The organism is Limnohabitans sp. DM1, from assembly GCF_001269385.1.
Taxonomy (GTDB): Bacteria; Pseudomonadota; Gammaproteobacteria; order Burkholderiales; family Burkholderiaceae_C; genus Limnohabitans_A.
In genome coordinates this window covers 1-20,885 of the sequence record NZ_CXOO01000051.1, presented here as the reverse complement: position 1 = coordinate 20,885, position 20,885 = coordinate 1, and the positions used below count along the sequence as shown (strand labels likewise).

20 protein-coding genes are annotated in these 20,885 nt (G+C 54.8%); 11 read left to right on the top strand and 9 right to left on the bottom strand.

Annotation, left to right across the window (positions count from 1 at the left end):
* The first annotated feature begins 13 nt into the window (after positions 1-13).
* Complete coding sequence (locus AMM33_RS18290; RefSeq protein ID WP_090142698.1) at positions 14-793, top strand: ADP-ribosylglycohydrolase family protein; 780 nt, start codon at positions 14-16, stop codon at positions 791-793.
* Complete coding sequence (locus AMM33_RS18285) at positions 790-1,212, top strand: DUF3293 domain-containing protein (RefSeq protein ID WP_090142697.1); 423 nt, start codon at positions 790-792, stop codon at positions 1,210-1,212. The genes AMM33_RS18290 and AMM33_RS18285 overlap by 4 nt, the downstream gene beginning before the upstream one ends.
* 42 nt (positions 1,213-1,254) lie before the next feature.
* Here AMM33_RS18285 and AMM33_RS18280 read toward each other — a convergent pair whose 3' ends face one another.
* From AMM33_RS18280 to AMM33_RS18255, 6 genes are all read right to left on the bottom strand, one after another.
* Positions 1,255-1,575 carry a hypothetical protein gene (locus AMM33_RS18280; protein ID WP_090142696.1) on the bottom strand — a complete coding sequence of 107 codons (321 nt, stop codon included), beginning with the start codon at positions 1,573-1,575 and terminating at the stop codon, positions 1,255-1,257.
* Between the two features lie 278 nt (positions 1,576-1,853).
* Positions 1,854-2,360, bottom strand: coding sequence for a hypothetical protein (locus AMM33_RS18275; protein WP_194945552.1), 507 nt, complete (start codon positions 2,358-2,360; stop codon positions 1,854-1,856).
* A gap of 33 nt (positions 2,361-2,393) precedes the next feature.
* Positions 2,394-2,651, bottom strand: a complete 258-nt coding sequence (locus AMM33_RS18270) for a hypothetical protein (protein WP_090142694.1) — start codon at positions 2,649-2,651, stop codon at positions 2,394-2,396.
* A 124-nt stretch (positions 2,652-2,775) separates the two neighbouring features.
* A complete protein-coding gene (locus AMM33_RS18265) occupies positions 2,776-3,855 on the bottom strand; it encodes a tetratricopeptide repeat protein (protein WP_090142693.1) in 1,080 nt (359 codons plus the stop codon).
* Positions 3,852-4,616 carry a hypothetical protein gene (locus AMM33_RS18260; RefSeq protein WP_090142692.1) on the bottom strand — a complete coding sequence of 255 codons (765 nt, stop codon included), beginning with the start codon at positions 4,614-4,616 and terminating at the stop codon, positions 3,852-3,854. Before AMM33_RS18260 ends, AMM33_RS18265 begins: the two co-directional genes overlap by 4 nt.
* A gap of 404 nt (positions 4,617-5,020) precedes the next feature.
* Positions 5,021-6,412 (bottom strand): replication initiation protein, encoded by a 1,392-nt coding sequence (locus tag AMM33_RS18255; protein ID WP_090142691.1) that lies wholly within the window; start codon positions 6,410-6,412, stop codon positions 5,021-5,023.
* 684 nt (positions 6,413-7,096) lie between these two features.
* On the opposite strand from AMM33_RS18255, the gene AMM33_RS18250 reads away from it, so the two are divergent.
* Positions 7,097-8,314 (top strand): ParA family protein, encoded by a 1,218-nt coding sequence (locus AMM33_RS18250; RefSeq protein WP_228768234.1) that lies wholly within the window; start codon positions 7,097-7,099, stop codon positions 8,312-8,314.
* Positions 8,311-9,255, top strand: a complete 945-nt coding sequence (locus AMM33_RS18245; RefSeq protein WP_090142690.1) for a ParB/RepB/Spo0J family partition protein — start codon at positions 8,311-8,313, stop codon at positions 9,253-9,255. Before AMM33_RS18250 ends, AMM33_RS18245 begins: the two co-directional genes overlap by 4 nt.
* A 178-nt stretch (positions 9,256-9,433) precedes the next feature.
* Here AMM33_RS18245 and AMM33_RS18240 read toward each other — a convergent pair whose 3' ends face one another.
* Both AMM33_RS18240 and AMM33_RS18235 read right to left on the bottom strand, forming a co-directional pair.
* Entirely contained in the window at positions 9,434-11,791 is a 2,358-nt protein-coding gene (locus AMM33_RS18240) for a phage integrase family protein (protein ID WP_090142689.1), read from the bottom strand.
* Positions 11,792-12,780: 989 nt separating this feature from the next.
* Complete coding sequence (locus AMM33_RS18235) at positions 12,781-13,680, bottom strand: DNA-binding protein (RefSeq protein WP_090142688.1); 900 nt, start codon at positions 13,678-13,680, stop codon at positions 12,781-12,783.
* A 124-nt stretch (positions 13,681-13,804) separates the two neighbouring features.
* On the opposite strand from AMM33_RS18235, the gene AMM33_RS18230 reads away from it, so the two are divergent.
* Together AMM33_RS18230 and AMM33_RS18225 are read left to right on the top strand one after the other, a co-directional pair.
* A complete protein-coding gene (locus tag AMM33_RS18230) occupies positions 13,805-14,878 on the top strand; it encodes a site-specific integrase (protein WP_228768235.1) in 1,074 nt (357 codons plus the stop codon).
* 50 nt (positions 14,879-14,928) lie between these two features.
* The gene (locus AMM33_RS18225; protein WP_090142702.1) at positions 14,929-15,246 is read left to right on the top strand and encodes a YnfA family protein; all 318 of its coding nucleotides are present in this window, start codon (positions 14,929-14,931) and stop codon (positions 15,244-15,246) included.
* Positions 15,247-15,352: 106 nt separating this feature from the next.
* Here the strand turns inward: AMM33_RS18225 and cadR are convergent, their stop codons facing one another.
* The gene (cadR, locus tag AMM33_RS18220) at positions 15,353-15,802 is read right to left on the bottom strand and encodes a Cd(II)/Pb(II)-responsive transcriptional regulator (protein ID WP_053176982.1); all 450 of its coding nucleotides are present in this window, start codon (positions 15,800-15,802) and stop codon (positions 15,353-15,355) included.
* 203 nt (positions 15,803-16,005) lie between these two features.
* Here cadR and AMM33_RS18215 point away from each other — a divergent pair, with 203 nt between their 5' ends.
* The 5 genes from AMM33_RS18215 (at position 16,006) to AMM33_RS18195 (ending at position 20,854) form a co-directional block, all read left to right on the top strand.
* Positions 16,006-18,138 carry a heavy metal translocating P-type ATPase gene (locus AMM33_RS18215; RefSeq protein ID WP_228768233.1) on the top strand — a complete coding sequence of 711 codons (2,133 nt, stop codon included), beginning with the start codon at positions 16,006-16,008 and terminating at the stop codon, positions 18,136-18,138.
* A gap of 103 nt (positions 18,139-18,241) precedes the next feature.
* Positions 18,242-18,595: a cation efflux protein, CzcI family gene (gene czcI / locus AMM33_RS18210; protein WP_053176215.1), complete on the top strand. Its 354-nt coding sequence runs from the start codon at positions 18,242-18,244 to the stop codon at positions 18,593-18,595.
* A 152-nt stretch (positions 18,596-18,747) separates the two neighbouring features.
* The gene (locus AMM33_RS18205; protein WP_053176214.1) at positions 18,748-20,028 is read left to right on the top strand and encodes a TolC family protein; all 1,281 of its coding nucleotides are present in this window, start codon (positions 18,748-18,750) and stop codon (positions 20,026-20,028) included.
* 32 nt (positions 20,029-20,060) lie between these two features.
* Positions 20,061-20,597: a hypothetical protein gene (locus AMM33_RS18200; protein WP_228768232.1), complete on the top strand. Its 537-nt coding sequence runs from the start codon at positions 20,061-20,063 to the stop codon at positions 20,595-20,597.
* 11 nt (positions 20,598-20,608) lie between these two features.
* The gene (locus AMM33_RS18195; RefSeq protein ID WP_369802475.1) at positions 20,609-20,854 is read left to right on the top strand and encodes a hypothetical protein; all 246 of its coding nucleotides are present in this window, start codon (positions 20,609-20,611) and stop codon (positions 20,852-20,854) included.
* Positions 20,855-20,885 lie beyond the last annotated feature (31 nt).

Sequence of the window (20,885 nt, the reverse complement as noted above, 5' to 3'; positions counted from 1 at the left end):
AGAAATCCAAACCATGCTTGGCACCCTTATTGGCGATATCGTTGGCTCGGCTTATGAGTTCAGCCACTTCAAAGGCAAAGACTTTGCCCCGCTGTTTCACCCCAAGGCCCGCTTCACGGACGACACGGTTTGCACTGTGGCCGTGGCCGATGCACTGGTGCGAGGGGCAGACCCGCAAGCTACTCTGATCGACTGGTGCAAGCGCTACGCAGAAAACGGCGGCTGGGGGAAACAGTTCGCTTTTTGGTTCCTGGACGACGACCCCCAACCCTACGGCAGCTGGGGTAACGGTGCGGCCATGCGCATTGCCCCCGTGGGCCTGCTGGCCAGCACCGAAGCTGAAGTCCTGAGCTGGTCGGACACCGTGAGCGCCATCACCCACAACCACCCCGACGCGATGCACAGCGCGCAAGCCGTGGCCCTGGCCATCTTTTGGGCGAGACGTAAAACCAGCGCTCAAGACATCGGCCAGCAACTGACCGCACGTTACGGCTACCCCCTGCACCTGACGCCAGACGTCATCCGTCCCAGCTACAAACGCACCGAAAAAGCCATCGACTCTGTGCCCCAAGCCATCAGCTGCGCGCTGCACTCGACCAGCTTTGAAGACGCGATTCGCAATGCTGTGTCACTGGGCGGCGACAGCGACACCATCGCTGCCATTGCGGGCGGCATCGCTGAAGCGCTTCACGGCATTCCGAACGACATCGCGGCACAGGCCTGGGATTACCTGCCCAAAGACATGCAGGCGGTGATCAGTGCTCTTTACAAAGAAGTTGAAAGTTCAACATGAACGAAGGTAATTTGCCCCCAGAACTCGTGCAAGCCTTTACAGAAACCGACTACATCGTTCGCCACGAACCCCCGTTCACGATGAACATTGGCAAGCCCTGCCCTGAACTGAAAAAGTTGATGGCAGACCGTAATGCTTTGAACGCAGCGTACATCACGGCCTGGAACCCTTTCGCTCGAAAGCTCAGTGACCGCGAAAACGAAGCCCGACAGCAAGTGCTGAAAACCAGCCTCAAAAAACGGGGTCTGGCATTCATTGACGGGATAGGCCAGCACCCTAGCAACGGTTGGCCCGGTGAGCCCAGCGTGTTGATCCTGGGTCTGGACCGCGAAGCAGCCAAAGCACTTGCGGGGCATTTCGAACAACTGGCGTTAGTGTGGGCAGATGTCCGCGGAATACCAGAGCTGCTGCAGCCCTAAAAAAAACGCACCCGATCTGGTGCGTGAATTGCTGCAGCTTGGTTACAGGGAGAGCGTAGACAAGGTTACTTGCAGCGCAGTCATCCTACCAAATTCAACGCGTTTTGACAGCCTTTTTCGCCATCTCATATTCCTTCCAAAAATCCGCTCCCAAATCCGCAGACGGGCCACCCGCTGGAAGGCCGCGTACATGATGGCCAGCAGCTGCAGGCCGGAGAACTTGCCAGGCAAGCTCTTGAGCGTGTATTGCTTGGCAGGGTCGTTGATCTGCAGGCCTGACTGGCCCTTCAACGCGATTTCGAGGGCGATGCGCTTCATGTCCTTGGGGCCGACTTTATCGAAGGTGCGCAGCGCATCGGTCATGCAGGCGACCACGCGTCTTTCAGCCTTGTCTGCAAGGCCGTCCGGTGGTCATTCTGTCCAACAACGACGGCTGCGTCATTGCCCGCCCGCAGTGACTAGGAGCAATGACTTGCGGCTGGAGGGGATTGGGAGGCTTGCGCAGGCGCTGCACATTTGGCTTCGACGCGCCTCATGGCGATCTGTGCAAACGTGCGGGCCGCACTCCTTAAGGCATTTGTTGCGCCGCGTGCTTTACTCTCAAAATCTCGACAGTTCGGGCCTCGAGCAGCAAGGTAAACTCAATTTGAATACCTTCGTGGCTGGTATTTGATCAGCCAATCTATCTTTTCTGGGTATTCAAAGGGCCCATCAGCAGGGCGCCAATCTGGTTGTCGTCCCCTGTTCACTCGATCAATCCTCACCACATAAAAGAAAACTCTTGCGACCTTGTGGAGTACATGACCAGGACAGGCCCGCAACAGGTTGTCAAAAGACATCTGCATATCTTTGGGACAAGTTGTCAACCTAGAGAACCTCATCTCTGGCGACAGCAGTTGGCCTTGATCGCAACTTTGTTCAAGAAGCAACCAGAGTTCGTTTTCTAAGACGAAAGCGAACCATCCAGCAAATTTTTCATCAAAGTCAGGATCCTCCCGCTCCATCAGTTCAAAAAAAGCCAGCTCATCTGGCCAATCTGCCAAATTGGCAGTTTCGAAATCACTCTCTTCGTACTCGTAAGCATCTGTCTCAATAAACCAAGCTTTTTCTTGAGAGGTCAAGAGAGGAAAGTCTTTTTTATTTGTCATAGACATGCTCAGTTTTCGGAAACGACAACCTCATCAAATCTGGTACTTCCAGGCTTTTTTGGGATTGATGAAAAAGTCATTTTCACCAATTTTGTTGAGGTCAACACCGTGGGCCAGGGCTTCATACTCTGTTTTGATGTCATGAAGAAAGCTCTCGTCATATATGGGGAAATACCTCGTATCTTCGACGGACTCCCAGTATTGACTCATCGCGTCCGTGCCCCATTTCTCTTTGAAGGAAGCAGATGTTTTGTCGTCAGTCAATCGCTGTGGATGGTTGTTGGTTTCCATTTTTCTGATTGGCGGATGTTTAATGGCGATGGTCGGCGTCAATGGCGTTTGTCGATACGTTTCGTGAAACCACAAACAGAAAATGGCTTACGCAGCGGCCAAATCTGAACCGGCATCGTAGCTTTCAACGCCCCTTGTAAGCCTTCAAAGCCACCGCATATTCCCCAGAAAAATCCGCCCCCAGATCCGCAGTTGGGTCCACCTTCTGGAAGGCCGCGTACATGATGGCCAGCAGCTGCAGGCCGGAGAACTCGCCCGGCAAACTCTTGAGCGTGTATTGCTTGGCCGGGTTGTTGATGTCCAGCCCAGACTGACCCTTCAAAGCGATTTCGAGGGCGATGCGCTGCATGTCCTTGGGGCCGACTTTGTCGAAGGTGCGCAGCGCATCGGTGATGTAGGCCACCACGTCCAGCCGCAGGCCACCGACTGCGCCCTCTTGCAGACCCTTGTGCGCCAGGCGCGTGCGGGCTTTTTCGGCCTGCTCCACCACGGGCGATGTCGGGTGCTCCTTGATGATCCGGTTGAACAGGCCATCGGCCTCGCGGTCGGCATCGACCGTGTCCAGATCGGACAAGCCCAGCGCCAGGCCGTAAATGCTTTGCGGGTCATCGGGCATCAGGGCCAGCGCATTGCGCAGGTAAGTCACGCCCTCGGCCGGGCGCTTGAGGGCCAACAACATGCCGCCCATGTTGCGCTGCGTGTAGGCGTCTTTGGGATTGAGGCGCAGCGCTTCGGTGAAGGCCTCCAAGGCCTGCTCGGGCTTGCGCATGCGGTGGTACGCGTTGCCAATGCCAATCCACGAATGCGCGTGCGTTGGGTCCAGCTGCACGGCTCGTTTGAGGCGAATGATCGCTTCATCGAACTGGCCCAACTCGCTGTAGCAAAGCCCCAGGTTGTAGAGCACGGCGGCATTGCCGGGCTCGTCCTTGTTGATCGCTTCCAGATAGGGCACGGCCTCGGCCAGCTTGCCCGCCTTGAGCATGGGCATGATCATGTCCAGCGCATCGGCATCACGCGGGTAAGTCATCACGCCGATTTCGGTGTCATCGACCGTGACGATGGCGTTTTGACCGCTGGCCGCGTACTCGGCCGCAAAGTGCACCGTGACCGCCATCTTGAAAGCCTCGGAGCCAATCTGCCGCGCATGGGCGGGCAGCAAGTTCAGGTCGAAGCGGTGCAGGGGAATCTTGAATTCGGAAATCATGAGAGGATTTTGTAAGGACGCCACGCGTACCAAGACGACATGCCCAGCGCTTGCGCCCAGGCATCGATGAGGGCGCGGTCGTGCTCGGGGCCTTGGGGCACCGCAGCGCCCGCATCGCGCAAAGCCTCGCCCACGCCCATGACGCCAGCGGCCCGGTAGGGGATCGCATAAACGCCAGTGCCCAGCAGCTGGTCGGCCAACAAGGCATAAGCGGCGGGCATGCCCAGCAAAGGTACGGGCACCGTCAAGCGGCCCATGGCCATTGACAAAAGGCGCAAGTTTTCTTGCTGGATCTGGTGCATGCCCTCGCGCTGAACATCGCGCAAAGACGGGAACTCGTCATGCAGCCACTGGTCCACCCGCATGCCCACCGGGTACGACAGCAGCGTCATCAAAGCCCATTGCTCGATCTGGTGCGCGAACATGGGCACGCGCTCCAGGTCGGCATCCGGCAGAGACTGCCCGCTGGTCAACAAGGTGGCGGCCTGCTCGGGGCCATCGCCCGTGTCCACGAAATCAAAACGCTGATCCGGAGGCAAAGCAAAAAACCGCAAGGCAAAGCCGCACTGGTACGCGACCCAATAGTCCAGCGGCCCACTGCCCGGCCGGTAACGCATCACATGGGCTGCGGCACCGTGGCGGGCTTTTTGAAGGGTGGCTTGGATGCTGAGCGAACTGTCAGGCTGGAATTCGACGGGACACCCGCTGAGGGCTTCAACCCGCTGCACGATGCCCAGCGTTTCTGGGCGTAGATTTTTCATGGGGTGATTATCGGGGCTGGAAGGTTGCGCGGTAAATGCCGGAGTAGATTTCTGGCAACGCGGAAAAAGTCAGTTTTTTAGCTACGCAGGGTCTGAGTACCTACAGGTTTGCAGATGTAGTTGGTTCCAATCCTGCAATTTCCTGTCAACGACTTGTTTAAGCCGCTCATTTGTCTTCGCACTGAACAGATGCCGTGAAACGCTGTCTGGCCGCCGGATAAATCATGGCAACCAGAAATCGACATCAAATGATACAAGTTGTTGATTTTTATAGAGCCAGCGTCAAAATTTCCGCTTCATTCGACCGACTCCACTGGTCACGTTGTGACACATTGCTCTGAATACCCAAAAACTTTGAAAAAGTCGTCAAGACCTGAAAAAATTGAAATTTATACAACCGTTCTTTACTGATTGATGGGTGGTCTGTTCCAAGCTTCACCATATTTGGCCAGCCCATAGAACTGAATCATCTCCAGCCTGACCCGCGCCGCTGCAAACCAAGTGGGACTGTTGATGCGATCACGCGTTGTTGGTGTTAAAAGTCCTTTTTTTCTGAGTGTCTCTCCATATGCATTGAGCCAAGTTTGTATCTCATCAGGCTTCATGGATTTAAGCTCATCCAAGATGTCCGCTTGGCGTTTGGCCAGCCATGTCTCTGCCAAGTTTGTTTCGTCAAACAAGGTTTCGCTTTGGAGGTTCATCGAACTTGGTGGCGCGGTCGGTTTAGATTCATTGAGTATTGACCGAGCAGGAAATGGCTCTCGGGATTCAACCAACTCTTCTGCAGGTGGACTCATTCCCCGTAAGATGTGCCGCAGGTATCCAATTGGCGACTCTACTTCAGGCGAAAAGTCCTGTGACATGCGCTCGCGCAATCGCTCAAGGGCCTGAAAAACTGCTGGCTCTTTGTATTTTTCAACCAGCGCCTGCAACTCTTTCAGGTCGTTGATCTGCGATAGCTTAGCCATAGCTAAAACTTGTTCACTGATGGCTTTGACTTGGATTGCGATTTGAGGTGCCTTGCGCTCAGCTGCCTTGACCTTGACAAAGAATTGAGCCTCTTTGATTGCCTTGCCCCCGAGCTTTTCCTCAATCAACTGAATGTGCAGATCCGACTTTTCGTTGATCTCATCAATGGCAGCATTGAGATATTTGTTTTTATATTTGCGCCACTCAATCAGTTTAGGCTTGCCTGTTTCAGCATCCATGACCGACGGGCTTGCTGTTAGAAGCTCAATCCACCACTCCACCGGCATGCGGCTAGTGAGATGGGAAGGGTTGTTTCTGTAGCGCGAGCAGATTTCATAGAGCACAATTGAGGCATACAGCTTCAGTTGCCCTAGGTAGAGCAAATTGATCGACGCCCAGCGCTTGGGATCGGACAGCACTTCCAGCAATGAGGGGGGCAGCGCCCATTGCAAGATCACCATGCCGTCTCTTTTGATGATGCGCGTCTCTGAGATCATGTTGAAGCCAATGTGAACTGGGCCGTATTCCACATCTGGGGCATCCCAAGAGACTTCTATCTTGCGCATTTCTGCCAGGTAGGTTTTGGCCATCGTGTTTTGGCCCTCCGCTCCTGCTGCCCTCAATACATCCACCAATGGCGCCTCGAATAAGTAGTTACCCGGCGGAATCGAACCCATCTGCTTGAGAGTTTGCTGGGTCACATAAAGAAAGACCGTGTACATCTTTCGCGCCAGAGGCGTGAGCTTGTGCGTACGCGGGACCATGACCAGCGCTTCCACTGGCTTGCGCAGCGTATTTGATCCGTCACCGAAAAGCCTTACTTCCATACGTGTTCTCTTGCTATTGCGATTTTTCTGACCGCACAGAAGACCAAGTGTCCACTGACGTCCAAATCAGGAGACGTTTAGCAGTGGTGAGGCTTATGGTCATTTCGGTGCTTTTCGTTTTTCACGGTCTATTATGCGTCTCTATGCGACCTAGATCTGGGACACTTGATGGATAAAAGAGGGACACTTGAACCACCAACACCCTCCCCTGCCCTTTTTTGGTTCAACGCAAGTCGTTGTCTTGATGTCAGAAAGTTATCCACAGGCGGTTCGATTTGCAGGCTTTTGATGCTTGGTAAAAGAGGGACAGTTGGATGGTAAATGGGGGTCACCTGGGTGATAAAAGAGGGACACTTGCTGGATAAAAGGGGGACGGTTGGGCAGTAAAAAGGAGACAGTTGAGTTTTGTAAGTGATTGAAGTATAAGGAATTTGTCCAGTTATCCACAAGCTTAAATGTCTTAAAGGGTTTTGGAGGGTTGTAAAGAACCCAGAAAAGTGAGTTTGATGCTCAAAAGGGGGATGTAAATAGACTTCATTCCGTGTGCTCAAAGCTTTTACATCCATCTTGGTAAATCAGGGACGTTTTGAGTATGTTCTTTTAGTCAATAAAAAACCTGTCTTTCGCTAAATTTTGCGGATTTAAGTCAAGTCGCTAGAATGCATATAAAACAAGGAAACTCAAATGGCGACCAACCACATCCCCTCCATGAATTCAGCAAACAAGAAGCCAATTTCTCTGGATGACATCATTGAGATGGAGTCGCGCGTGAGCGCTGCACTCGGCCGTGTACGCGAAGGCATGCTTGCTCCGACAGAGTCAAAGACTGCACCCAGTTTCAACAGCAATGAGCTGGCATTGCTCACCGGCATAGAAAAGTCCAAGCTGCAGTACAGGATCAAAAAAGGCGATTTACCACCAGGTACTCTAACGGCCACAGGTGCTAAACGAGTGTGGAGCCTTGAAGAGGCGCGCAAATGGGTTGTTGCAAGCAGACAAAAGATGCTTCGACCGGCTGATCTTGTTGCTGGTACCGTCATTTGTGTCGCCAACTTCAAAGGTGGCGTTGCCAAAACCACCACCACAGCAACTCTCGCACAGGGCTTGAGTTTGCGGGGTCACAAAGTACTGGTCATTGACACCGACCCTCAAGGCAGTTTGACAGAGCTTTTCGGCATCAAGCCCTCCTCCGTGGATGTCTCCGAGACAATCCTTCCTCTCTACCAAGGTGAAGAAGAAACCCTGGACTACGCTGTCCGGCCGACGTATTGGGACGGCATCGACATCGTTAAATCATTCCCCATGGTTTTTGACGCCGAATTCAGCTTACCTGGCCAGCAAATGCAGAACCCTAAGTTCGAGTTTTGGTCGGTACTCGACGGTGGCTTGGACAACCTTCGCAATCAGTATGATGTGATCGTCATCGACACCCCGCCTTCGCTGAGCTATTCAGCGATCAATGCGCTGATGGCTGCCAATATTCTGGTTGTCCCCATCCCCCCTTCCCTGCTCGACTTTGCTTCCTCTGCACAGTTCTGGCGCTTGTACCTTGACTTTGCTGAGCCCATACGCAAAGCGCGTGGCGTTGAAAAGTCTTATGACTTCATCAATGTGTTGATGACGCGTGTTGACAATCAAGAGAGCATGTCAGCGGAGGTGCGTCGTTGGATCATGAACGGCTACGGTGATGGCGTCTTGCCCATCGAGATCCCTAAAACTTCGATTGCTTCGACTGCCAGCTCCCAATTTGGAACCGTATATGACGTGAGCGAGTCACTATCGGGCTCAAAGACTTGGAAGCGAGCTTATGACGCATATGAAAGATTCGTGGAGTTGATGGAAGAGCAAATCGTCAGCACCTGGGCCCACAAAGCTGAAGTCGCCAAAGGAAGCAAGAAATGAAGCAAACACCCCGAAACAAGGCTGCGCTCATTGACTTCGAGAACTTGGACCAGTCGCCCAAGAGTCGCCCGCCCACTTTTGCCACAGCGCCTGGGCAGGCACTTCAAAACTCTTTGCTTCGAAACGAGCTCGAAAAGTGGTCCGGGGCATCTCCTGTTCGTCCCCTCGACCCCAAGCTGATCCAGCGCAGCAAATGGGCCAACCGTCATGAGCTCTCTTACCAAGATGAAGAGTTCATTGCGCTGAAAGAGGACATCCAGTCTTGTGGTGGTAACGTGCAGCCGATCAAGGTCAGGCCTCTGCCTGGTCAGAAAGATCGTTATGAGGTTGTCTTTGGTCACCGCAGGCATCAGGCTTGTCTGGACCTGGATATCCCGGTGCTGTCGATGATTGCCGATGTCGATGATGTTGAGTTATTCATCGACATGGACCGTGAGAACCGCCAACGAAAGGACATGCGTCCTTACGAGTTGGGTGTTATGTACAACAGGGCGCTCAAGGAGAAGATCTTCCCTTCAGCGAAGAAAATGTCCGAAGCCACAGGCGCTCATTTGGGCACCATGGGCAAAGCGCTTGTCTTGGCGCGTTTGCCAGACTATGTCATCGAGGCCTTTCCTTCGCCGCTCGACCTGCAGTACCGCTGGGCTGATTTGTTGGATCAAGCTGTCAAAGAGCGTCCCGAAGAGACCAATGAAATTGCGCGCTCGATCAAAGGTGAAAAACTGGGTTACAGCTCCAAGGAGGTCTTTGAGCGTTTGGTCGGTACTCACACCGCTTCAAGCGAGGACGCGGCGCATCGCGTCAACATCACAGGATCCTCGGGCAGTTCAGCAGCTATTTCTGTGAACCCTTCGAGTCGGAGCATTTCGGTCAATGTCAAAAACATCGACCCGTCTAAAGCTGAGCAACTTGAAAAACTGATTAAGGCTTTTCTCGGCTGAATTTTTCTATCCAGTAGAGCAGGGGGTACGACGGTCGTACCCCCTTTTTTTTGTTGTGTCGATGTTGCTTGGGTTTTTTCAAGGGGAGGGGTACGACCGTCGTACCCCTGTTGCAATGACTTGAATTTGGATCTAACAGGACTGGCCGAGTGCAAGTGTCCCCTTTTTACCAACCGTTTCACCGCCCTTGTTTGCGTGCTTCTTTGGCTGCGAGTGCTTTGGCCCAGCCTTGTCGAGTTTCCTCGATGCTTCTCCTGAGTTCTGAGTCGATGTAGATGCTGGTCGTATCCAAGCTTGCATGGCCAAGGTTGCCCGAGACCACTTCAATGGGCACGCCATTGGCCAATGCATGTGTGGCGCTGGTGTGGCGCAGCCAGTGTGCGGAGGCTTTGCGTACTTTGTCCGAAGTGCCGGGGTCGCGAAACTGCGATTGCGCCAGGACGGTCCTGAACAGTCGCTTGAGTGCGAGGTGGATTGTCTGCGGTCTCACGCCATCCCCCAATGTCTTGACTTTGAGACTTTTTGACGAAGCCTGTGCGCTGCCGGTGATCAGTCCACCAACAAGGAATGTGCCTGGGTTCACATCCAAAGATGGGCAGGGCAGGGTGACCAGCCCTCTGTGGGCCAGATACCGCTCGAGCTCCAAAATGGCCGCGTCATTGACTGACACGCGACGATATTTGTTGCCTTTACCCACGATGCTGATGTACCACCCCCCCTGTCTTCCAGATACGGGATCGGGTTGAAGAAACCCCATTGCGGCGCGCCGAGCTTCGGCGATTTCCGAGATCCTCAAACCTGTGAAGTAGGCGAAGTAGAAAATGAAGCGAACACGTGCATGGAACCCCCTTTCCTCGTCCCTGGGCGGCGTGTCAAAGTAATCATCGATGGCTTCAATAACCTCCTGAGGAAGTGTTCGACCATCAGAAACGGGCGTTCGCAATGCAAGTGCTTGGAGGCTGGATTTGTCGGAAGAGTCTGTTGAACCTCGACCGATTTCGTTGCCCAGAGCTTCGGCGCGGACCCCTTGAAAGGGATTGGCCGTGGTGTAACGCATGGCCTGCAACCAAGTGAAAAACCCCGAGATGATGACCAGTGTTTTGGTGATGCTGGCAGGGCTCAGACTTGTCTGAGTGAAGCCCGGAACACGGATTACCCCCTCCTTTAACGGGTTGCGATCCTTGATGGAAGCAGGGCCCTTTTTGGTCTGCAGGACGGCCGGGATGGAGGAGAGGAAATCCCTGAAAGCCAGAGCGTCTTCGTGCATAAGGGACGTCAAGGCACGCCCACGCACCCCCACGCTCCAGGCGATCAGCCGCATGATTTCCCGCTCATAGACGCGCACTGTCGCTGGACTTTTCTTGTTCTTTAGCCATGCCTTCATGGCCTCATAGTCGTTTTTCGCATCGATAACAGGTGGGGCGTTGTTGGGGCGAAACCTGCCCAGTGAACCATCCAGGCTCTGAGCAGCGGGCAATGAAGAGGCAGGGTAGGGCAGGGGGGTACGACTGTCGTACCCCCCAAAAGAAACACCCATTGTTGTGTCTGCGGCAGAGTAAGGGGAGGGCGAAAAAGCAGGGGGTACGACGGTCGTACCCCCGTCAGAATCAAGTTTGTTTGGAGAGTCTTTTGTTCTTAATGGCGAGGGGGTACGACCGTCGTACCCCATCAGGGTCGCAGGGGAATTTGTCGGCGATTCGATTTGTATCGCAGGGGGTACGACTGTCGTACCCCTACCGTTTGCGGGATTAGACAGTTGGTTGAGATCAAGCGTCTGGAAGGAGGATTGTGCTGCGGCGGCCTGTCGGCGCACAGCCACTTTGGCTTTGATGGCATCCAGATTCAGCCCCTGCGTTTGAAGAAAGGACTCGATACGACGGGCTTTGTTTTCTCCGATTCCAGCCACCTCGTCATGCCACTCTTGTGGTGCTTGAGCGATGGCAGAGGCGAGATCTTCGATGCTCTTGATTCCGGCCGTGAGCAGTCGTGAAGCGATGTTTTCATCGAACCACCCATCAACAGAATCGGTGAGTTGGATGGGCACGGAAAGCAAAAGTTGCAGGCGACCAATTAAATCAAGTTGGCGCCGAACGAGTCGGGAGCGTCGCGCTTGGGCTCGGTCCTCGGTCTTTTTTTCTCCTGGATAGCGATCTTCATAAGCCGCAAGAAGCTCCTCTTCGCTAAAGCTGTCGGCATGGTCAAGCGTGTCTAAGAAGGCTTCAAAACTTGGCTTGGCTGGATCAGAGGAAGGGAGGGCGGCGTCACCCGCTTTGGAGTTAGGGCGGATTTGGCGAGCCGAACGAACCAGCGACGCGCCACCGTCAATGCCAGCCCTGGTCGCCGCAAGTGCGAGCTCTTGCATCACCAAGAGGAGGGTAGTCTTGGTTTGCCGCAAATCCATCGCGTGGCCATCGATGCCAATTGCTGGGAAATAACGAGGCCCCAGATCTGCCAAATCCAGACCGTTGGCCCAGCCCTTAGCCAACGCCAAATGTGCAATGGTGATCTTGGGGCGAAGGATGGAGTCGAAATTCATGGTGCAAACCCACTTAGGTGGCGGCAACGAAAACCCCAGCGCGAACGCCGGGGGAGTGGATGGGGGAGGGGGCTCATATCTGGGCGAACAACTCGCCCTGAGCTGAAGCAGACATAGGCAAGGCGCGCTGCGTCAAATGGGTGGTCCGATGGCTGCACCCTTGATCGGCAAATGGTGTGCGGTGAATGGAGGAGGGCGCTGGACTCCAAACACAAAGTGCTTGGCAGAGCACAAAGATGGGCGTGTCTTTTTCTGTTCCCTGACCAAAATAGACCATCGTTTTGGATTGGCATGGGATGCGGACTTTTTTCACGGGAACACCTGAGTAAATGCATCGCAGCGGGATTGCTGAGACTGCTCACGAGATGCCTAGCTATGGGAGAGGCGAAAAAAGCCCAAGTTGGGCACGTTAGAGATGCAAAACCCTTTAAAACGGCTTTTAAGCCCCTCTTTCTCTGCGCGGGCGGCAAGCCCATTGCCCCGGTAAAACAAACACCTTCAGCGCCGTTTTGGAGGGTCGATTTTTGGGGTGTGTTGTGCTTTATTGAGCATGGTGGGCAAGTTTTGCAGCTGGAGTTCAATCGCCCTTGTTGGGCTTGGGTCCAATGTGCCTGGTCACTTGCGTTGATCGGATTGTTGACAGAAGAAGGCGTGGGATCCCAAACTGCGAACAGTTCAAAACTTTGTGAAATCCGTTCAAAACTTAGTGAGTGCCAATGCATGGGGTGTCAAAAACCTGTTTGCGATCAGGAACTTAGGCCAAGAAACATTTCAGAATCTCGTTTTAAGCAGATTTTTTATATAGTAGAGAATGGGGATTCTCTACTATAAAATTGACGAAAGCAAGGGTACGGGGGGCAAAGTCGGTCACACAAGTAAAGTTGACGCTACTTTCCAAGTAAAGTTATAGCTACTCACATATTCCAAGTAAAGTTGACGCTATCAAGGACTGGTGATTTGGCAAGACCAAAACGTTGATGTGCTAACTTCTATCCGATTACGCTTCGTACGGCTTTGTTCTTTGCTGCAGATTTGAGTTTTTTGGGTTGCATGTCGTTGATGCGTGCAAGATAACCTGATGCGCGCTCTGATAGCTGCGTGTTTTGCATCCTCAGCTCGTGCAGTTGCTTGGTCAAATTTCCTGCCACTTCCAGAGCCTCACTTTGATGTCGTATCTGCTTCTTTTTTTCAATCTCCACCTCTGCCTGTAATTTTTTTACTTGTTGGCGCTCGCGATCAATCTCCGCCATCAGTCTTCGTTCTGAAGACACAAACTGTGCCTGAAGCGCTTGGATTTCAGCGCTGTGAGACCGCAGTTGCGCATCGTGACGGCGACGCTCCTCATTGCCTTCGGCAACTTGCTGTTGAAGCGCCAGACGCGATGATGTGAGTTCCTCATCCTTCTTGTTCACAAGCATTTGAAGCTTATGCGCTTGACCTTGTGTTTCGGCATGCTTCAGTTCAAGCGCATCAAGGGCTTGCTTTAATTCTGATGCCTTCTGCGTGAACGCTCCACGCTCAGCTTCAATTTCAGCAAGCACCGTCGTCATTTGCTGTTCTTGCTGACTTGCTGTGTTCGCGAAATCTGCTTTTGATGCTTCAAAAGTACTGTGAGCCTCCTGCAAAGCGCTTTTCCAGAGGGTTTTCATGGCTACTTGCACAGTAGCTGGCAATTCGCTTGTTTTATCGGATTCACCCGTTGGTCCTCTCAAACGCTCTCCCAATGAAGAAAACCAGACCTCCAGCATCGGGCCCACGGTGTTGGGCGATCCACGGCCCAATTTCATGCGAACACGTTCAATGGTCGGTTTGAGTTGCTCACTGAGCAATTCGTCGGCTGCGCCGTTGACATCGGTTTGCTGAACACCCCTTGGACTTTTAACTTGCATCGCCCTGCTCCTTGCTGTAAATTTACCGACGATAAGAGATATTTATCGTGATTTAAAGGATAAAAAGATAAATAATCTTACATGCTATGTAAGATTTCTTCAAAGAAATAAGCCGCCCATGAACTTGCGCCTGCCCACGCTCAAAAATACACCCGCCCTGGAGCCAGAGGCTCTGAGCGAAGTCACCCAACGCGCCGTCGAAGATCTGCTGCGCGAAGGTGAATCAAAAAACACCCTCATCAGCTACCGCAGTGCCTTACGCTACTGGGCCGCATGGTTTGGTGCACGCTACGGCCGACAAATACAGCTGCCCGTGCCCACCGCCTGTGTGCTCCAGTTTGTCGTCGACCACGCGGATCGAACCACCGACAAAGGCCTGGCGCACGAGCTGCCCATCGAGATCGATCAAGCCCTGGTGAAATCCGGCTTCAAAGGCAAACTCGGCGCACTCGCACACAACACCCTGATTCACCGAATTGCGGTCCTGTCCAAAGCCCACCAAATTGGCGAGTTCAAAAACCCTTGCCACGACCCCAAAGTGCGCGAGCTTCTCTCCCGCACCCGCAAGGCCTACGCCAAGCGGGGTGCCCTCCCCCGCAAAAAAGACGCCCTCACCAAAGAGCCTCTTCAAGCCATCTTGCAAACGTGCGATGACTCAGTCATCGGCATCCGCGATAGAGCACTGATCTTGTTCGCCTGGTCCAGTGGCGGGCGCAGGAGATCCGAGGTGGCCAGCGCAGACATGCAGTTTTTAAAACGCACCGGCCCCGATGCCTATCTCTACAACTTGGCGTTCTCCAAAACGAACCAAGCCGGCGCAGAACGCGCTGAAAACCACAAACCCATTTTCGGGCTCGCAGCGCAAGCCCTCTCGGCATGGCTCACCGTCAGCCACATCACCAGCGGGGCGATTTTCCGAAGAGTGCGCAAAGGCGGTCACATCGGTGAAGCGCTCTCCCCTGCCGCTGTCAAAGATATCGTTAAAAAGCGATGCTTGTTGGCAGGCATTGACGGCAACTATGCCGCCCACTCCCTGCGCTCAGGGTTCGTGACAGAGGCAGGCTTGCAAAACGTTCCCCTCGCTCAGACCATGGCCATGACGGGGCACCACAGCGTCTCCACCGTGTTGGGTTATTTCCGCATCACACAAGAGGCTGAGGTGACAGACCTTATGAGAGATGCGCGCCCCAACACTTGAAGCTCAACTGGGGTATGAACTTGTATGGAAAATCAGGCACAGGAGATCAAATGAAGACCATCACGCTCTATTTCGCAACCGCAATCGCTGAAATCGTGGGGTGCTACCTGCCCTGGCTCTGGCTCAAGCAAAACGGATCTCCATGGTTGCTGATACCCGCCGGAGTCAGTCTGGCGGCCTTCGCGTGGCTACTGACACTGCACGAAGCTGCCACCGGACGCGTCTACGCTGCTTACGGGAGTGTCTATATCTTTGCAGCTATTCTTTGGCTATGGGCCGTCGACGGCATCCGACCATCGAATTGGGATGTCGCGGGTGTTGCCGTGGCCCTGCTGGGTATGAGCATCATTGCCTTTCAACCGCGCTAGGAACAGATCCTCAATTTAGAGAATGCTTTGAAAACAGCGCCTTGCTTGCGGATCTCGGAACAGTGTTTACGGGCGCTCAAAGGGACTCGTACCCCTTTGACGCAAATCAGTGCGCCCCATGCACATGGCGCGCGCCTCGCTTGCCCACCGGCCCCACTTCCTTAGAGGCCTGAGCAATTCCGGAAAGCACACCGCACTCACTGACAGAGCCGTTTCCGGCACAACCGGTTCGCAACTCAACAAGTTGCCTTTGCAAGACCTTCAGCTCTCTGATTCGAACCGCCACATGTTTGATGTGCTCATCAACCAAGGCGTTGATGTCAGAACAGTCCTGTGGGGGGGAATCTTTCATGCGCAACAGCGCTCGAATCTCATCCAGGGCCATGTCCAAGCTTCGGCAGTACCGAATGAACGAAAGTCGTTCAACGTGCTCCGGTCCATAGACGCGGTAGTTGCCTTCTGTTCGCCCCGGCTGTGGCAACAAGGCTTCACGCTCGTAGTAGCGAATCGTCTCCACCTGTGTATCGGTGGCCTTGGCGAGCTCTCCAATCCTCATGGTGTCCTCCATCAGCGGTTGACCATATTTTAGGCGCTTGACTCTAAAGTGGCTACAGGGTTTCTAATCGCTGTAACGAGGAAGAAATCATGAGTACAAGTACATCTTGCGAAGGCGCAAAGCCACAGGTCCGCCCGACTGAGAACGGATGTTCAGCCGCTTTCTGCGTACCCTTGGTGCAATCTGAGCAGGACGTGGCGCATATGAACACAGACCAGTCACAGAAAAGGTTCCGTATCTCCAACATGGACTGCGCCTCAGAGGAGTCCGAGATCCGGCGCGCTGTGGATGGCATCCCGGAAATTGAAGCCTTGCGATTCGATCTGGGGGCACGCGTACTGACCATTTCTGCGAGTCAAGCTGCATTGCCAAACGCACTACAGGCGATTCGAAAGGCAGGGTTTAAGCCTGAGCCCATCGATGAAGCCGACAAAAAACCTTCCGGTACAACTAATGCGTCTGCGACGTTTTGGGACATGTGGGGAAAGCTTCTGGCGGCGCTCGGCTTGGCATTGGCAGCAGAGGCGATCGCGTACGCCTTCCCTGCGACGACCTGGATCAAAGCCCTGGGCATGGCCATCGCTTTGGGTGCCATCTTCCTTTCAGGCTTCGGCGTCTACGGAAAAGGCCTGGCTGCGCTGCGGCAAGGAAGATTGAACATCAACGCCCTCATGGCAGTAGCCGTCACAGGCGCCTTCTTGATCGGCCAGTGGCCTGAGGCCGCCATGGTGATGGCGCTCTATGCCATTGCGGAGGCCATCGAGGCGCGGGCGGTCGACCGTGCGCGAGATGCCATCAAAAGCCTTCTTGCCTTATCACCAGAGCAAGCCGAGGTACGCCAGGAGGACGGCGGCTGGCTTCGGATTGACGTCAAGTCTGTTGCATTGAACTCGGTGGTACGTATCTCTCCGGGTGAGCGTGTTCCGCTTGATGGCACCGTGCTGGCGGGTCAGAGCGCGGTGGATCAATCGCCTTTGACAGGCGAGAGCCTGCCCGTGGACAAAGGACCTGGTGATGAGGTGTTTGCCGGAACCATCAACCAGGCCTCTGCTTTGGAAATCCGGGTCACATCGCCCGCCTCAGACAGCACGCTCAGCCGGATCATCAAAGCCGTCGAGGAAGCGCAGGCCTCTCGCGCACCAACGCAGCGTTTTGTTGACCAGTTCGCCGCCGTCTACACACCTGCGGTCTTTGCCCTTGCGGTGCTGGTTGCCGTCCTGATGCCCTGGGTGGCCGGGATCACGTGGCTCGAAGCGGTCTACAAGGCTTTGGTCCTGCTTGTGATTGCATGCCCTTGCGCCTTGGTCATCTCCACACCCGTCACGGTGGTGAGTGGTCTGGCCGCAGGGGCACGGCGGGGTATCTTGATCAAGGGAGGCGTTTACCTGGAGGAAGCCCGAAAGATCAAAGCCGTCGCTTTGGACAAAACCGGCACCATCACCGAAGGGAAGCCCAAATTAGTGGCGTTCGAGCCCATCGCGCCTGACGAGCCAGAGCAACGGGTAGAACTGCTCGCAAAGAGCCTGGCTGCGCGTTCAGACCACCCCGTCTCGAAAGCGATTGCTCGAGGCCTAGCGGTACAAGCCCAAGAAGTCGGAGCATTTGAAGCTGTCGCAGGTCGTGGCGTCCAGGGGGTGATCGATGGCCACCCCTACATCCTGGCCAATCACCGTTGGATCGAAGAGCGCGGCCAGTGTTCTGCGACATTGGAAGCACGCCTCGCAGTTCATGAAGAGGCAGGACGAACTGTGACCATTTTGGCCAATCGGGACCGGGTAATCGCGCTCTTCGCTGTAGCGGACACGATCAAACCGTCATCGATCGAGGCCATTTCCGAGATGAAGGCGCTGGGGGTCGTTCCCATCATGTTGACCGGTGATAACGCCGCAACGGCGCGCACCGTCGGACACTTGGCAGGCATTTCAGAAATCCGAGGCAACCTGCTGCCTGAGGACAAGCTCAAGGCGATTGAAGAGTTACAAGGAAGATACGGTGTGACGGCCATGACCGGTGACGGCATCAATGATGCCCCGGCACTTGCAAAGGCGAACATTGGCTTTGCGATGGGCGCTGCGGGCACTCACACGGCCATGGAAGCGGCCGACGTCGTCGTCATGAACGACGACCTGCGCCGCTTGCCCGAGACGATTCGCCTCTCCAAACGTACCCATGTCATTTTGTGGCAGAACATCACCCTGGCTCTGGGCATCAAGGCGGTATTCCTGCTCATGGCCATCTTTGATGACGCGTCTATGTGGATGGCGGTCTTTGCCGACATGGGCGCAAGCTTGTTGGTGGTTTTCAACGGGCTTCGGCTTCTCAAGGCAGTCAAGTGATGGCTCCTTGGCAGCTGTAAACCTCTTCCATTTCCTCAGGATTACTGAGGCCAACGCCTCGTCCCGTGATCAAGCAAGCCTGAAGCGACTAAACTATCAACTTATGAAAAAGTTCTTGGCAATTTTCTTGCTGGTTCTGTTGCCCTTGCAATACAGCTGGGCAGCAATGGCAAGCTATTGCGAGCACGAAACCAGTGCGACTGCCAAGCACCCTGGTCACCACACACATGACCATGCGGCAATTGACCAGCAAGATTCCAGCAAAAATGCACCTCAATCGGCGGGCATGGACCATGACTGTGCCACTTGTCATATGGGTTGTGCCGCTGCCCTGGTCAGCGATCTGAGCAAATCCACATTAGCGGCCTCTGACGATCACCCACTTCACCTTCAGGTCATTGCTTCGCATATGTCTAGTGAACGTCCTGAACGGCCTCAATGGCCCGTGCTTGCCTGATCGGCGAGCCTCGGGTTTCTTTACCTTTCCCTCTTTTCGAATCCCCTGTGTGCGGATGCACATGACGCTTTGCGCGTTGTGCGTCATCGCCTAGCGACGTGTTGTCGCTGCTCGCTGATCTCCTTGGATGTTTTCACCATTGGAGATGAGCTATGAGTTTGTACAAAAAAAGATCGGCACCGATTCGAATCGCGCTGTCGGTCATGACCCTGAGTGGCTTGGTGCTGACGGCCCAAGCACAAGGCACATCCGCCGCCGCGTTGAGTGGCTCGGTGTCCTTGAAAGATGTTTTCGAAACGGCGTGGCAAAGGCAACCCGAGGCGCACGCGCTTCAATCGCGTCGCGATGCCGCCCTGGCCCAGGCCAAAGCCGCGTCGATGCTGTCCCCCGAGCCGCCCTCGCTGGAGATAAGTCAGCGATCAGACCGGATGACAGGCAACAGCGGTGCGCGGGAAGCTGAGGTGGGTATCGCCGTTCCCATTTGGCTACCCGGACAACGCACAGCCAGTGCCGATCTGGCGCAAGCTGAAATCTCGTTGGTTGAGCGCAAGCTGCTCGCCTCACAACTGCGGCTCGCTTCTTCCGTCAGGGATGCTTGGTGGGGCTGGTTGCGAGCTCGCGTCGATGCTGAACTGGCGAGCGAACAACTGGCCAATGCACAACGTATCGCCGCTGATGTAGCCAAACGGACCAACGCGGGTGATCTGGCAAAGTCCGACCAGCATCAAGCCGAAGGCGCTGTCGCTGCGGCCCAAGCGCATGCCGCCCAAGCTCAAGCTGCATCTGCCGCAGCCTTGGCACAAGTGATGGCGCTAACAGGCAGGACGGCACCGGCAGACTTGAAAGTCAACGCGGCGGTGGAGCCAACGCCAGATTCGACCCCACATACGGGTGCGTCAGTGGGGCATCCCTTGTTGGCTGAACTGGAGGATCGCATCACGATGGCCGAGCGGACGGCTCAGCTGATCAGCGCCCAGAGGCGATCCAACCCGGAACTCACGGTGGCCACCACGCGCGGCCGTGGGGCATTTGGAGAACGCTATGGCCAGACTGTGCTGATTGGCATTCGCGTGCCCTTGGGTGCAGGCCCTAGGCATGACGCCCGTCTTGCGACTGCACAAGCCGAAGCGATAGAAGTGCAGTCACAACTGGTCCTCGAGCAGGCGCGCATTCAAGCCGACAAACAAGGCGCTGCTGCTCGTCTGGAGGCCGCACGCACTCAACTTGATGCTGCGCAGCGACGAGCCCAGCTGGCCAACGAGTCCCGCAGCTTTTTTGACAAGTCGTTCAGGCTGGGCGAGTCGGATCTGCCCACCCGCTTGCGCATTGAAGCAGAGGCTGCAGAGGCCGCGAGACAAGCCGCTCGAAGCCGAATTGACCTGGCCTCCGCCATTTCGGCATTGCGGCAGTCCTTGGGCCTGCTGCCTCAGTGATGCTGACACCCCTCAAAAATTCAAGGAACACCATGAAGATCATTCATTCAACAGTCGCCACCTTTATGGCGCTGATATTCACATTACTCAGTCCTATGGCCATTGCCGGTGCGGGTCACGATCACGCGGAAGCTGCGCCAAAAACCCAGGGAACAGCACTGCCGCGTTTCGTCGCGGTTTCAGAGGATCTGGAAATGGTTGGCATCGTCAATGGCAAGCAGCTGACGATTTTCCTGGACCGTTTTACAGACAACAGTCCGGTTAATGACGCTCAAATTGACATTGACATCGAAGGCAGCAAATACAAAGCTGAAAAACACGGCGTAGGTGAATACGAAGTCATCCTCAAGGACACGCTCAAACCTGGCGTCATTGCCATCACCGCAACCATTCAGGCCGGTGAACTGAACGACCTGCTGACTGGCGAACTCGATTTGCACGAGGACGAAGATGAACCTGTCAGTGGTTCTTCTTGGAAAGGCATCGCCCTGTGGATCGGCGGGGGGGTATTTGCCCTGATGGCATTAGGCGCGATCGTTCGCTTTCGTCAACAAGCTCGTACGGCCTAAGGAGCCTCAGCATGAAAACAATCAACACTTCAAAAAAAMGCCACTGGATGGCACTGGCCACTGCTTTKACCCCTTCAGGTGCTGCGCTGCCTACGTACGCGGGMGAAGGCCATGACCACGGCGCTGCGCCTGCGACGGCCAATGCAAATGGTCCACAGCGCATGGCCGATGGCAGCGTGTTTCTGCCCAAACCAGCCCAACGCAAACTGAATGGGCGCACGATGGTGGTGGAAACCGCTGAGGTGCCAAGGTCGTAAGATCACCCGGCTGAACTACAGTCACACAGTT